The following is a 13,120-nucleotide window of genomic DNA, read 5'->3' on the forward strand; positions in this document are numbered from 1 at the left end:
CATAAGGCCTAATGTGCAAAGTAACGTTATACCGTTTTGTACAAGGAAATCATCATGCTCCACCCGCGAGCCAGAACCATGCTGCTGCTGGCCATTCCGGCGTTAATCATTGGCGTGGCCTCAAGCCTGGTGCTCATTGTCGTGATGAAAGTCGCGTCGGTGCTGCAAACAATGTTATGGACAGCGCTTCCGGCAAAACTGGGGGCCTCCGCTGATTCTCCTGCCTGGATCATCATGATGCTGACGTTGACCGGTATTGCGGTGGGCCTGGTGATCCGTTTCAGTCCCGGACATGCCGGTCCCGATCCGGCACAGGAACCATTGATTGGTGCCCCGGTTGCCCCCTCGGCGTTGCCGGGGCTAATCATTGCGTTGATTCTGGGCCTGGCCGGCGGCGTCAGTCTGGGTCCTGAGCACCCAATTATGGCCGTGAATATTGGCCTGGCGGTTTTTCTCGGTTCGCGCATTTTGCCTCGCGTCGGCGCGCTGGATTGGACCATCCTCGCCTCTGCAGGCACCATAGGAGCGCTTTTCGGCACGCCGGTTGCGGCGGCACTGATCTTTTCGCAGACGCTCAGCAGCAATAACGACGTCCCGCTGTGGGATAAGCTGTTTGCGCCGCTGATGGCCGCAGCCGCCGGGGCGTTGACGACCAGCCTGTTTTTCCATCCCCATTTTTCACTCACCCTTCCCCACTACGGCCAGATGCAAATCGCCGATATTTTCAGCGGCGCCATCGTCGTCGCCATCGCCATTGCGCTGGGCATGGTGGCAGTATGGTGCCTTCCGCGTCTGCACCGGCTGATGCATAGACTCAAACACCCGGTTTTAATTTTGGGAGCCGGCGGTTTGATCCTCGGTATTTTAGGGGCAATCGGCGGGACGGTAACATTGTTCAAAGGTCTGGACGAGATGCAGCAGCTGGCCTTCAGCCAGGTGTTTAGTGTCTCCGACTATCTGCTGTTTGCCGTGATCAAGCTGGCAGCGCTGGTAGTGGCCGCCGCCTGTGGTTTCCGCGGTGGACGCATCTTCCCGGCGGTCTTTGTCGGCGTTGCGCTGGGGCTGATGCTGCACGAGCATGTCGATGCGGTCCCTGCGGCCATTACCGTCTCTTGTTCTATTCTGGGGCTGGTTCTGGTGGTCACGCGCGACGCCTGGCTCAGCCTGTTTATGGCGGCGGTAGTCGTACCGGATTCAACGCTTTTCCCCCTGCTCTGTATCGTGATGTTGCCCGCCTGGCTCCTGCTGGCGGGCAAACCGATGATGATGGCGTGGCGAAACGACAAATAATCAGGCGCTATTGCGCGCCTCCAGCGCTTTGGTAATCGCCCCCAGCAGCGGCGGGATATCGGCTTTCGGCAGCATCACCTCAATCAGCGAGAGCCGCTCGTGGTGCGCCACTTTCTCAAGAACGTCCGCCAGCTGCTCCGCTTCACTGACCCGCCAGCACTGGGCCTGAGGATCAAGGCTCAGAGCCTGCGGGATTTGCGTCCAGTTCCATAGCGCAATGTCGTTATACCGCTGCTCAGGCCCGTGGATCGCTCTTTCCACCGTGTACCCTTCGTTATTAAGGACCAGAATGATGGGGTGTTGTTTATCCCGCAGCATCGAGCCAAGCTCCTGTATGGTGAGCTGCGCTGCGCCATCCCCCGTCAGCACAATCACGCGCCGGTTCGGGCAGGCGGTTTGCGCGCCAAACGCTGCGGCCAGGGTGTAGCCGATCGATCCCCACAGCGGCTGCACGATAAAATTCACATCAGCCGGCAGACGAAGGTCGATCGCGCCGAAGGCCGAGGTGCCCTGATCTGCAAGAATGATGTCTCCCGGACGAATAAACGTCTGCAACGTTTGCCAGAAATTCGCCTGCGTCAGCGAGCCATCCGGCTGCGGATAGGCCATCGAGTTTTGAGAGGACGGTACCAGCGTACCGTGCACGTGCTGTTTGCACAGCTCCACCAGCGTTTCGATTGCCTGAAGCATGGGGATGCCGGTAAACCAGACGTCACCGACGCGTGAGGCATGAGGCTGAACTTCAATTGTTTGTGACGAGGTTAGCTGATGCGTGAAGCCGGCGGTAAGGGTATCGGTAAATCGCGTCCCGATGCACAGCACCGTGTCTGCCCCTTCAATCGCCTCTTTTACCGCACCGGCGCTCGCGGAACCGCTATACGTGCCGTAAAAACCGGCGTGACGCTCGTCAAATATGCCTTTACCCATCAGCATGGTGGCGTGTGCCATCGGCACGTCCTTGACCCATTTCTGTAGTGCATGCTTCAGGCCGTGGCGCAGGACGAGGAAATCGGCCAGCAGCGCAGTACGCTTGCTTCTGGCAAGCGTGTTCTCTGCGGCATCCCGGAACGCTTTCAGGCAGGCGCTATCGGCATGCGCATGGCGGAGCGTGAGAGCGTTTACAGGAGGCGTGGCGGCCTTTTTTGCCACGTCAGCAGGCAACATCAGATAGCCGGGGCGACGCTCCCGGAGCATGGTCGTTAACACCCGGTCTATTTCATAACAGGCGTTTTGTTCGGTCAGGATCGCCTGTGCAGCGGTGATCGGCTCGCTCATATGATAAAAATGACGAAACTCACCGTCGCCCAGCGTGTGGTGCAGTAGCTCCCCTCTTTGCTGTGACGCCGTACCCGGCGCGCCCACAATATGCAGTACCGGAACATGCTCGGCATAGCTGCCCGCAATGCCATTCATGGCGCTTAACTCTCCTACACCAAACGTCGTCAGCAGCGCGGCAAACCCCTTACATCGGGCATATCCGTCAGCGGCGTAAGAGGCGTTTAACTCGTTGGCACAGCCCACCCAGCAGATATCGGGGCTGTCTATCACGTGGTCGAGAAACTGCAGGTTATAGTCGCCCGGCACGCCAAACAGATGATCGGCTCCACAATCTGTAAGACGGTCCAGCAGGTAATCGGCGACGCAGTATGGGGTACGCATGAACAGGTATCCTTCTAATGTTGACCTCACCTTGAGTATTAAATAAGCGTGATGGCTGTCCAGAATTGGCGACAAGAAGGGTATGGAAAGAATGCTTTACAAAAAAGTCTGCGCTATGCTGCTTTTTTTCACAAAAATGTAAACGCATACACTGATTTTTCACTTCAGCGCCAGAGGTCACGAAAATGGGTTATCAGCCGGACAAAAATCGTTACAGGACAATGGAGTATCGCCGCTGTGGGCGAAGCGGGCTCAGGTTGCCCGCCATCTCGCTTGGGCTATGGCATAACTTTGGTGACACCACCCTTATCGAAAACAGCCGTCAACTTTTACAGCGTGCGTTCGATCTGGGCATTACGCATTTCGACCTTGCCAACAACTATGGCCCGCCACCGGGATCGGCCGAACGTAATTTCGGCCGTATTTTGCAGGAGGATTTCCTGCCCTGGCGCGACGAGCTAATCATCTCTACCAAAGCGGGCTATACCATGTGGGAGGGCCCTTACGGCGACTGGGGGTCACGCAAATATCTGCTGGCAAGCCTCGATCAAAGCCTCAAGCGGATGGGGCTGGAGTATGTGGATATCTTCTATCATCACCGGCCAGATCCGGAAACGCCGCTGCTGGAAACCATGAAAGCGCTTGACCATGTGGTGCGTCAGGGAAAGGCTATGTATGTCGGATTATCCAACTACCCCGCTGAACTCGCTCGCCAGGCGATTGATATCCTTAATGACCTCGGTACGCCCTGCCTTATCCACCAGCCGAAATACTCCCTCTTTGAACGTGCGCCGGAAGAGGGACTGCTGAACGTGCTGCAGGAAAAAGGGGTGGGCTGTATTCCCTTCTCGCCGCTGGCCGGCGGGCAACTGACCAACCGCTATCTGAACGGCATTCCCGCAGACTCACGCGCGGCAAGCGGCAGTCAGTTCCTCAACCCTGACCAGATCACCGAAGAGAAACTGGAGAAGGTAAGAAAGCTGAACGCCATGGCGGAAGATCGCGGCCAGAAGCTGTCCCAGATGGCGCTGGCCTGGGTATTACGCCATGAGAATGTGACGTCAGTGCTGATTGGGGCAAGTAAAGCGGTGCAGATTGATGACGCCGTGGGCATGCTGGAAAACCGCCATTTCTCTGCGGAAGAACTGGCCCATATAGAAGAGATTCTGAACAGCTCAAAATAGATCCATTTTTAGCAAAAAGTGCTCTCACCCTGGAATTCGGAGTTGAGGCGATGAAACGAGGCTTTACCAACTCGTAATATTGCGTTAACAGGCCCAACAAAGGCCCCGATCGTGAAGGAGAAAGAGTATGTTCAGGTCACTGATTCTTGCAGCGGTATTACTGGCTTCAGCCCCGCTGATCGCCACTGCGGGCGAAATCACCCTGTTGCCATCAGTAAAATTACAAATTGGCGATCGTGACGACTACGGCAGATACTGGGACGGCGGCTACTGGCGCGACCGTGACTACTGGAACCGTCATTATGAATGGCGCGGTGATCGCTGGTGGAAACATGATAACGGCAGACACCGCGGCTGGTATAAAGACAACGCGTATGAGCGCGGCTACCGTGAAGGCTGGAACGATCGTGACGACCGTCGCGGCGGCTGGGGTCGCGGCAAAGGTCATGGTCACGGCCATCATCACTAATAAAAAAGGAGCCGTGAAGGCTCCTTTTTTTGTTAAAGACCCAGCGCGGTTCCCACCAATAACCACAGGTTCAGCGCAACGACCACCACCACGATGGCCCACCCGGCTCGTTTTACCAGCGTTGAGTTGACCAGCTCGCCCATCAGGGTTTTGTTGCTGGTAAAGATCAGCAGCGGCACCAGCGCCAGCGCAATACCAAAACTCAGCAGAACCTGGCTCATGACCAGAATTCGCGTTGGGTCGAGCCCCATCAGAATCACCACAAATGACGGCAACATGGTGACGGAGCGGCGAACCCACAGCGGAATATGGAACCGGACAAATCCCTGCATCACCACCTGGCCTGCCAGCGTGCCCACCACCGTAGAAGAAAGGCCGGCAGCGACCAGGCTAAGACCAAATATCGTAGCGGCAGCATGGCTCAGTAGCGGCTCAAGCGTGAGATAGGCCTGATCGAGATCGGCAATACCGGTATGACCGTTAAAGTGGAAAGCAGCGGCTGCTGTTGCCATCATCGCCAGATTTACAAAGCCCGCGATGGTCATGGCGATCGCCACGTCCCATTTGGTGGCTGAGTAACGCTCTTTGCGCGTCCCTCCGTGGAGATGCTGAGTCAGCGAGGAGTGGAGATAAATCACATGCGGCATGATGGTCGCCCCCAATACCCCGGCGGCCAGGAACACCGCTTCCGAAGTTGGCAGGCTTGGGATCACCATACCTTTCCCGAGCTGCGCAAGATTTGGCTGTGAGAAAATCAGCTCGACGATATAGGCCGCAGCGACAAACAGCAGCAGACCGCCGATAACCTTCTCCAGCGGCTTTTGACCCCGACGCTGCAGCATCAGGATCAGGAAAGTAGCAATCCCGGTCAGCACCGCCCCCTGCAACAGCGACACGCCCAGAATCAGCTTAAAGCCGATCGCTGCACCGATAAATTCAGCGAGGTCAGTGGCCATAGCGATGATTTCAGCCTGAACCCAGTAGAGCCAGACGGCCGGGCGCGGATAATGGTCGCGAATTTGCTCCGCCAGGTTTTTACCCGTGGCAATCCCCAGCTTAGCGGAGAGCATCTGAATCAGCATCGCCATCAGGTTAGCCCAGACGACCACCCACAGCAGCTTATAACCGAAGCTGGCCCCGGCCTGAATATTGGTCGCAAAGTTACCTGGATCGATATAGCCAATGGCAGCGATGAACGCAGGTCCCATTAATGCAAACCGCAACTTGCGCGCGGCTCTGCCACTGCTACCCTCTACGCGACTGTTTGTCATGTCTGCCTCTGAAATATAGCCTTTGCTATGTTTAATGCTATCAAAATGAGAATGATTATCAAGATCATTTATAAAGTTTGCAGTGATTTCTCTGATAGCTTTGAACGATAGACGGGCGGGTAAGCTGGGCGATCTAACAGAAATTCAAATCGCGGACACTTTTGTGAAGACTAGCACACAAACTTAACTTTTCACTCATTTACCTAACATAACAAAAATGTATTGTGGATCACTATTTTTGAGACTCGTCACAGGATGTAACTATAGTGTGTCCTCGATCTCGTTTTCTTTTCACTTGTTACATAGAATGTGCAAGAAAATTAAACCTGCCTCATATTTGGAGCAAATATGGACCGCGTCCTTCATTTTGTCCTGGCACTTGTTGTCGTTACTGCACTCGCATTGCTGGTCAGCACAGACCGCAAAAAAATTCGTATTCGTTATGTTGTCCAACTGCTGGTCATTGAAGTTTTACTTGCGTGGTTCTTCCTGAACTCCAACGTAGGCCTCGGCTTCGTGAAAGGCTTCTCCGAAATGTTCGAAAAACTGCTCGGATTCGCCAACGAAGGGACGAACTTTGTCTTCGGTAAAATGAACGACGAAGGTCTGGCGTTCTTCTTCCTGAAGGTTCTGTGCCCTATCGTCTTCATCTCCGCGCTGATCGGTATTCTGCAGCACATTCGTGTTCTGCCGTTCGTTATTCGTGGAATTGGCTTCCTGTTATCCAAAGTGAACGGCATGGGCAAGCTGGAATCCTTCAACGCCGTCAGTTCCCTGATCCTCGGTCAGTCTGAGAACTTCATCGCGTATAAAGATATTCTTGGCAAAATGTCCCGTAACCGCATGTACACCATGGCGGCAACCGCAATGTCTACCGTTTCCATGTCTATCGTGGGCGCGTATATGACCATGCTGGAGCCAAAGTATGTTGTTGCGGCGCTGGTTCTGAACATGTTCAGCACCTTTATCGTTCTGTCGCTGATCAACCCGTACCGCGTTGACGCCAGCGAAGAGAACATTCAGATGTCAAACCTGCACGAAGGCCAGAGCTTCTTCGAAATGCTGGGTGAGTACATTCTGGCCGGCTTCAAAGTGGCGATTATCGTTGCCGCCATGCTGATCGGCTTCATTGCGCTGATTTCTGCACTGAATGCCCTGTTCGCAGCGGTGCTGGGTATCTCCTTCCAGGGGATTCTGGGCTACATCTTCTACCCGGTTGCATGGGTGATGGGCGTTCCGGCTCACGAAGCGCTGCAGGTGGGCAGTATCATGGCGACCAAACTGGTTTCTAACGAGTTCGTTGCGATGATGGATCTGCAGAAAATCGCCAGCACGCTTTCTCCGCGCGCGGAAGGTATTCTGTCCGTGTTCCTGGTCTCCTTCGCGAACTTCTCGTCCATCGGTATTATCGCCGGTGCGATTAAGGGTCTAAACGAAGAACAGGGTAACGTGGTTTCTCGCTTTGGCCTGAAGCTGGTTTACGGCTCTACCCTGGTGAGCGTCCTGTCTGCTTCTATCGCGGCACTGGTTCTGTAACGTTTACCGTTAAACAAAAAACCGGGAGCATGGCTTCCGGTTTTTTTATGCCCGTAACTCTTCCAGCGGTTCGGGTTTGCCTATCAGATATCCCTGCAGGTAGTCCACACCAAAGCGGAGCAGCATCTCGCGCTGCGCCGGTGTTTCTACATATTCAGCAACCACGCACAGCGATTTTGTCTTCGCCAGATTACATATCGACTGCACGATCATTGCATCCATGTCGTCTGTACAAATGTCTTTCACAAAGCAACCGTCAATTTTAATGATGTCCGCCTGCAGACGTCTCAGACGCTCATAGTTAGCGTATCCCGTACCAAAATCATCGATGGCAATACGGAAACCATAATCCCGCAGTTGCTGAATATTGTTGATACTCGAGCCTGAATTGGAGAAAGCCTGCTCTTCGGTAATCTCAATCACGACTGCCTGAGGTGCAACGCCGTACCGTTCAAACAGCGCGCAAATCTCGGTTGCCACCTCTTTTTGCATCAGCGTCAGCGGCATCAGATTGACTGAAAAGCGGGCGCCAGCGTGCGTTGCAGGGTTATCGCGCAGCCACACTAGTAATTTTTCCATGACGCACATATCAAACCGGTGGCTGAGGTTAAACTGCGCGATCAGTGGAATAAAGCGGTCAGGGGTAATAATCTCCCCCTCACTTTCCATTCGCGTCAGGATTTCATAGTATCCACTCCCGTCCGCCTTCCGGATCGGCTGCGCATATAAATGGAATTGCCCCGCCTCCAGGGCATGCTTAATCCGCGCCAGCATCAGGACACGCTCTGTCGTTTGTCCTGATGCCACCTCAAGGCTATTCGTGAGCGCGAGAACGTTTTGCGGTCCGCAGGCCTGCTCTGCCAGCCAGCTTAGCTGCCCCAGCGTGTGATGCAGTTTCTCGCCATCTTCGACCATTCCCCATGACGCGCCAAACTCTATGTCCAGCCCGGTGTTGTTCCAGAAAATCTTACTGCTGTTGAGCCGGTCGACCATATGCTGGAGACGTTCAGCAATTTCCGGCCCAAGCAATACCAACACCAGCTCGCTTCCGGGCAACTGGAAGAGCATCTCATCTTTTTGCAGGAGCGGCTGAAGCGACGTGGCGATCGTTCGTTTGCAGTGGACCCGCATGATAATCCCGTAGTGGCGGCTCAAAAATTCCAGGTTATCCATACGCAGAATGCTCACTTTTGCATCCGGATGAATCTCAAGGTGATCCTCCAGCGCACGAATATTGGGCAAACCGGTAAGTGGATCGGTAAGCGCCCTGTCCTGCCAGCCCCGCTTCAGCCACTCGCTGCGCTGGTAAATGCGCGACATGTAAAGCAAACAGATGGCGAAAGAGATCAGCACGGAGAGGATAAAAGAGAGCGAATGGCCCGATTCTACCCCGTTGAGGAAATTATAGTTATAGGTCAACAGCAGGAGCGCGGAGGTAGCCCACAGCACAGAAATCAACGCATAGGTCAGGCGGCTTATCGCTAAGGTAAAAAGAATAAAAATAAGCGGCATCAAATAGCCCGCAATGACCGGTGATTCAAAAGGACCACATAAAATGACGAGAATGAAGCCTAAAAGCATCAACCAGACAAAAATATATAATGGATTCTTGTGATAAAACACCGGCTTCACGCTTCGCCGCCAGAAGGTGACGGCATAACGAGGATTAATTATCATTCTTAGCGGGTAATAGAACATCATGGTAAAAATCAGCCCCGCGCATATCAGGCTTTGAATATCCACAACGTTATAAATTACCGTTCCTTCGCCGAAATAGATCGAAATAGTTACCGGAAAATCAAACAAATAGCCTGCCATATACATCGACAGCTTAATACCTAATGGCACGACAAAACCGAGCCAGAATATACGAAGCCCGATGTGCTTGTTAGGGATACTGTGGCGCCAGCGCTTGCCTAGCATAAGGCGTAGCAAGCCGCATGCCGCAAACAACGCAAAGGTCTGACAGAACAGTAAAACTGAATATTGTAGTGGTGCTAAATCAAAATAAAATAAATTAGTGATAGTAAAACCTAACAGAATGGGAAGAATTGCTCTGCGCCCAAATATCAGAATTACCGCCAGCATCACGCTGAGTGGCAACCATGCTAAATAAACGTCATGACCATTAACAATTGCGCGTGGAGAGAGATAACGGGAGACAGGTACCGCAATCAGGCAAAGTGCCAGGGCAATCATAAATATCTTTACATTATTATGCGTTTTTTTATTCATTAATCAGAGCGGTATTTTCCAGGAGAATCATTGACCGGATGGATAATATGTTTATTAATTGCGCGAATCAAGTTCAAGTCTATTTATAGACTGGTTTATTGATTTCGATTGAGGAGAGGTACAGGAATACCTTCTTTTTGATAACAAAATGCGGTAACTGGCGTTACAAACAGATAAAAAAAACCCCCGTCATTCGACGAGGGTTTACAATTTTGGTGGAGCTAAGCGGGATCGAACCGCTGACCTCTTGCATGCCATGCAAGCGCTCTCCCAGCTGAGCTATAGCCCCACATGTGACTTTACTGACCGCACTCTGTTGGGTTCAGAGTTTGGTGGAGCTAAGCGGGATCGAACCGCTGACCTCTTGCATGCCATGCAAGCGCTCTCCCAGCTGAGCTATAGCCCCATCGTAAAGCTGTCATGTTGACGGGCGGCATAATATGAATTCCGCTGCGGAGTGTCAACGGCAAAATCAATTCCAGCTATTCAATCGCTGAAAAATCATGCAAATGAATCACTTTGCGAGCCTGCTCGCAGTCAGGAGTTAAGCCTGTCACGCTTTCACGTAAAACGGTGCTATAAAATGAGCCGTTAATTAACCCCATAGATATTCAGGAAATTGCATGATCAAGGAACGAATGACGCCAGAAGAGTTAGCCCTACTCACTGGCTATAGCCGCCAGACCATCAATAAATGGGTACGCAAAGAGGGTTGGATTACGTCACCAAAACCAGGCGTCCAGGGCGGGAAAGCGCGCCTGGTGCATGTGAACGAAAAAGTCCGTGACTTTATCCGCAGCGCACGTCGGGCAAGTGAAACGTCCGAACTGCCAGACGGTACGAGCCATGACGGTTCGCTTCACACCCTGCTCCTCACGCTGGCCAATGAAATGACGCCGGAAGAGCAGAAGCAGATGACATCGCTGTTAATGCGGGAAGGGATTACCGGATTGTTGCAACGTTTAGGGATTCGCGATCAGAACTGATATGAAAAAATTACGTAGCAAAATGACCACGGAAGAGCTGGCGGAGAGTTTGGGCGTTGCCAGACAAACGGTTAATCGCTGGATACGCCAGCAGGGATGGAAAACCGAAGGACTCAACGGCGTGAAGGGCGGTCGGGCACGGCTCATTCATGTTGATGCGCGCGTGAAGGAACATATTATGAGCCTTCCGGCGATCCGTAACCGTCAGGCGGTTTACCATCTCGCGGAGGCCACCGCTTCCTACAGTGAACCCTCTTCGAACCTGTCTCCGGGTATTATTGAGACGCTGGAGAGTATGACTGAGCCAGAGCAGAAGCGTCTGGACGCGTTATTGAAACGCGAAGGCATACTCGGTTTTCTTACGCGTCTGGGTATCGCTGAAGAAAAAGAATAAAAAAACGGCAGGTTATCCTGCCGTTTGTTTTATCTGAGGCGTCATTACTGCTGATTTTCACGTTCCGTGATGAAGTCCAGCGCCTTGTTAATGCGCGCCACGCAGCGTGATTTGCCGATGGCATGAACCGTTACGTCCAGCGCCGGAGACTGACCCGCTCCGGTCACCGCAACGCGCAGTGGCATACCGACTTTACCCATACCGACTTCCAGCTCGTCCGCCGTCGCCTGAATGGCGTGATGCACATTCTCAGCGGTCCATTCGGTGAGCGCAGCCAGCTTGTCACGCACCACTTCCAGCGGCTGACGCGCAACCGAACGAAGGTGTTTCTTCGCGGCGTCCGCGTCGAACTCAGCAAACTCTTCATAGAAGTAGCGGCAGCTTTCGGCAATCTCTTTCAGCGTTTTGCAGCGTTCACCGAGGAGTTTCACCAGGTCAGCAAGCTCAGGGCCAGTGCGGGTATCAATATTTGCCTGCTCAATGTGCCACTGCAGGTACGTCGCCACATATTCTGGCTGCATGGTATTGATGTAGTGATGGTTCAGCCACAGGAGCTTGTCGGTATTAAAAGCGCTCGCTGATTTGCTCACAGAGCTCAGAGAGAACAGCTCGATCATCTCTTCGCGACTGAAGATCTCCTGGTCACCGTGGGCCCAGCCCAGACGTACCAGATAGTTCAGCAGCGCTTCTGGCAGATAACCGTCGTCGCGATATTGCATGACGCTCACCGCACCGTGACGTTTAGACAGTTTTTTCCCGTCATCACCGTTGATCATGGAGACGTGCGCATAAACTGGCACAGGGGCGTTCAGCGCCTTCAGGATGTTAATCTGACGTGGTGTATTGTTGATATGGTCTTCACCACGGACAACGTGAGTAATTTCCATATCCCAGTCGTCAACCACAACGCAGAAGTTGTAGGTTGGAGAACCGTCGGTGCGACGGATGATAAGATCGTCCAGCTCCTGGTTGCTGAATTCAATTGGGCCACGGATCTGGTCGTCAAAGATCACCGAGCCCTCTTGCGGGTTAGCAAAACGCACCACGCAAGGCTCATCAGCAGCATGCTCGCTATGGTCGTGGCGGCAGCGGCCGTCATAACGCGGCTTTTCACCGTTCGCCATCTGCGCTTCACGCAGCGCATCCAGACGCTCTTTAGAGCAGTAGCATTTATATGCCGTGCCCGCGACCAGCATTTCATCAATGACAGCGTTATAGCGGTCAAAGCGTTTGGTCTGGAAGTAAGGACCTTCATCCCATTCCAGATTCAGCCAGTTCATCCCATCCATAATGGCTTCAATTGCTTCTGGCGTGGAGCGCTCAAGATCGGTGTCTTCAATACGCAGCACGAACTCACCTTTGTTGTGGCGTGCGAAAAGCCAGGAATAGAGAGCGGTACGTGCACCACCGACGTGCAGATAGCCTGTCGGGCTCGGCGCGAAGCGAGTTTTGATTTTCATGAAATGGCCTTACGTTATAAAGATGCCGGCAATCGGCAAATCCTGGGAAAAAACGATGGGCAATATTCTATCACTGTGGGGGGATTCCTCAATGTTGATCCCTTTATCGTGGCCGAGTTTGCGATTTTTGTTTAGAAATCATGCGTCATTGCCCGTTTCGCGATCGTTTTGTTTAATTTTACGACGAACGAATAAAAACTTTAGAAAATGCGTTGACTCATTTTCAACTCTCCCTATAATGCGACTCCACACAGCGGGGGTGATTAGCTCAGTTGGTAGAGCATCTCCTTTACACGGAGGGGGTCGGCGGTTCGAGCCCGTCATCACCCACCATCTACTTTGGTAGACCCGCAGTGCAGATAAGAATTGAGATTGGGCGATTAGCTCAGTTGGTAGAGCATCTCCTTTACACGGAGGGGGTCGGCGGTTCGAGCCCGTCATCGCCCACCATTCTCACCTTATCGTAGCAGTTCCGAAATGGGCGATTAGCTCAGTTGGTAGAGCATCTCCTTTACACGGAGGGGGTCGGCGGTTCGAGCCCGTCATCGCCCACCATTTCGGGTCGTTAGCTCAGTTGGTAGAGCAGTTGACTTTTAATCAATTGGTCGCAGGTTCGAATCCTGCACGACCCACCAA

Annotated in this window: 10 protein-coding genes and 6 tRNA genes; 10 read left to right on the plus strand and 6 right to left on the minus strand. The window is 53.0% G+C overall.

Going from position 1 to position 13,120, the window contains the following annotated elements; translation table 11 throughout:
- Nucleotides 1-54: 54 nt before the first annotated feature.
- Entirely contained in the window at nt 55-1,290 is a 1,236-nt protein-coding gene (locus KGP24_RS16390; RefSeq protein ID WP_223561144.1) for an ion channel protein, read from the plus strand.
- On the opposite strand, the gene ipdC is transcribed toward KGP24_RS16390, so the two are convergent.
- Complete coding sequence (gene ipdC / locus KGP24_RS16395; protein WP_223561145.1) at nt 1,291-2,949, minus strand: indolepyruvate decarboxylase; 1,659 nt, start codon at nt 2,947-2,949, stop codon at nt 1,291-1,293.
- A gap of 185 nt (nt 2,950-3,134) precedes the next feature.
- Between ipdC and mgrA the strand changes: the two genes are divergently transcribed.
- Together mgrA and KGP24_RS16405 are read left to right on the plus strand one after the other, a co-directional pair.
- Nucleotides 3,135-4,133 (plus strand): L-glyceraldehyde 3-phosphate reductase, encoded by a 999-nt coding sequence (gene mgrA, locus KGP24_RS16400; protein WP_223561146.1) that lies wholly within the window; start codon nt 3,135-3,137, stop codon nt 4,131-4,133.
- A 127-nt stretch (nt 4,134-4,260) separates the two neighbouring features.
- Nucleotides 4,261-4,602: a DUF2502 domain-containing protein gene (locus KGP24_RS16405; RefSeq protein ID WP_121425226.1), complete on the plus strand. Its 342-nt coding sequence runs from the start codon at nt 4,261-4,263 to the stop codon at nt 4,600-4,602.
- 32 nt (nt 4,603-4,634) lie between these two features.
- Here KGP24_RS16405 and KGP24_RS16410 read toward each other — a convergent pair whose 3' ends face one another.
- A complete protein-coding gene (locus KGP24_RS16410; RefSeq protein WP_223561147.1) occupies nt 4,635-5,873 on the minus strand; it encodes an Nramp family divalent metal transporter in 1,239 nt (412 codons plus the stop codon).
- 348 nt (nt 5,874-6,221) lie between these two features.
- Between KGP24_RS16410 and KGP24_RS16415 the strand changes: the two genes are divergently transcribed.
- Entirely contained in the window at nt 6,222-7,409 is a 1,188-nt protein-coding gene (locus tag KGP24_RS16415) for a NupC/NupG family nucleoside CNT transporter (RefSeq protein WP_008501591.1), read from the plus strand.
- Nucleotides 7,410-7,454: 45 nt separating this feature from the next.
- Here KGP24_RS16415 and KGP24_RS16420 read toward each other — a convergent pair whose 3' ends face one another.
- From KGP24_RS16420 to KGP24_RS16430, 3 genes are all read right to left on the minus strand, one after another.
- Nucleotides 7,455-9,644 carry an EAL domain-containing protein gene (locus KGP24_RS16420; RefSeq protein ID WP_223561148.1) on the minus strand — a complete coding sequence of 730 codons (2,190 nt, stop codon included), beginning with the start codon at nt 9,642-9,644 and terminating at the stop codon, nt 7,455-7,457.
- Between the two features lie 213 nt (nt 9,645-9,857).
- Nucleotides 9,858-9,933 (minus strand) — tRNA-Ala (locus KGP24_RS16425).
- Nucleotides 9,934-9,974: 41 nt separating this feature from the next.
- Nucleotides 9,975-10,050: transfer RNA gene (locus tag KGP24_RS16430), tRNA-Ala, on the minus strand.
- Between the two features lie 217 nt (nt 10,051-10,267).
- Here KGP24_RS16430 and KGP24_RS16435 point away from each other — a divergent pair.
- Both KGP24_RS16435 and KGP24_RS16440 read left to right on the plus strand, forming a co-directional pair.
- The gene (locus tag KGP24_RS16435) at nt 10,268-10,630 is read left to right on the plus strand and encodes a YfeC-like transcriptional regulator (RefSeq protein ID WP_223561149.1); all 363 of its coding nucleotides are present in this window, start codon (nt 10,268-10,270) and stop codon (nt 10,628-10,630) included.
- A gap of 1 nt (nt 10,631) precedes the next feature.
- Nucleotides 10,632-11,024 carry a YfeC-like transcriptional regulator gene (locus tag KGP24_RS16440; RefSeq protein WP_223561150.1) on the plus strand — a complete coding sequence of 131 codons (393 nt, stop codon included), beginning with the start codon at nt 10,632-10,634 and terminating at the stop codon, nt 11,022-11,024.
- A 44-nt stretch (nt 11,025-11,068) separates the two neighbouring features.
- Here the strand turns inward: KGP24_RS16440 and gltX are convergent, their stop codons facing one another.
- Nucleotides 11,069-12,484 carry a glutamate--tRNA ligase gene (gene gltX / locus KGP24_RS16445; protein WP_223561151.1) on the minus strand — a complete coding sequence of 472 codons (1,416 nt, stop codon included), beginning with the start codon at nt 12,482-12,484 and terminating at the stop codon, nt 11,069-11,071.
- 257 nt (nt 12,485-12,741) lie between these two features.
- Here gltX and KGP24_RS16450 point away from each other — a divergent pair.
- The 4 genes from KGP24_RS16450 to KGP24_RS16465 all read left to right on the plus strand — a co-directional run bounded on the left by KGP24_RS16450 (nt 12,742) and on the right by KGP24_RS16465 (nt 13,119).
- Nucleotides 12,742-12,817 (plus strand) — tRNA-Val (locus KGP24_RS16450).
- A gap of 41 nt (nt 12,818-12,858) precedes the next feature.
- Nucleotides 12,859-12,934, plus strand: a tRNA-Val gene (locus tag KGP24_RS16455).
- Between the two features lie 29 nt (nt 12,935-12,963).
- Nucleotides 12,964-13,039: transfer RNA gene (locus KGP24_RS16460), tRNA-Val, on the plus strand.
- A 4-nt stretch (nt 13,040-13,043) separates the two neighbouring features.
- A tRNA-Lys gene (locus KGP24_RS16465) sits at nt 13,044-13,119 on the plus strand.
- Nucleotide 13,120: the final 1 nt, after the last annotated feature.

It is taken from the genome of Enterobacter sp. JBIWA008 (assembly GCF_019968765.1).
GTDB lineage: Bacteria > Pseudomonadota > Gammaproteobacteria > Enterobacterales > Enterobacteriaceae > Enterobacter.

What these genes read in the sequence shown, in the direction of transcription:
- KGP24_RS16405 (WP_121425226.1), top strand. Translation starts at nt 4,261, where the DNA reads ATGTTCAGGTCACTGATTCTTGCAGCGGTATTACTGGCTTCAGCCCCG.
- KGP24_RS16435 (WP_223561149.1), top strand. Translation starts at nt 10,268, where the DNA reads ATGATCAAGGAACGAATGACGCCAGAAGAGTTAGCCCTACTCACTGGC.
- ipdC (WP_223561145.1), bottom strand. Translation starts at nt 2,949, where the DNA reads ATGCGTACCCCATACTGCGTCGCCGATTACCTGCTGGACCGTCTTACA.
- KGP24_RS16390 (WP_223561144.1), top strand. Translation starts at nt 55, where the DNA reads ATGCTCCACCCGCGAGCCAGAACCATGCTGCTGCTGGCCATTCCGGCG.
- KGP24_RS16420 (WP_223561148.1), bottom strand. Translation starts at nt 9,644, where the DNA reads ATGAATAAAAAAACGCATAATAATGTAAAGATATTTATGATTGCCCTG.
- KGP24_RS16410 (WP_223561147.1), bottom strand. Translation starts at nt 5,873, where the DNA reads ATGACAAACAGTCGCGTAGAGGGTAGCAGTGGCAGAGCCGCGCGCAAG.
- KGP24_RS16415 (WP_008501591.1), top strand. Translation starts at nt 6,222, where the DNA reads ATGGACCGCGTCCTTCATTTTGTCCTGGCACTTGTTGTCGTTACTGCA.
- KGP24_RS16440 (WP_223561150.1), top strand. Translation starts at nt 10,632, where the DNA reads ATGAAAAAATTACGTAGCAAAATGACCACGGAAGAGCTGGCGGAGAGT.
- gltX (WP_223561151.1), bottom strand. Translation starts at nt 12,484, where the DNA reads ATGAAAATCAAAACTCGCTTCGCGCCGAGCCCGACAGGCTATCTGCAC.
- mgrA (WP_223561146.1), top strand. Translation starts at nt 3,135, where the DNA reads ATGGGTTATCAGCCGGACAAAAATCGTTACAGGACAATGGAGTATCGC.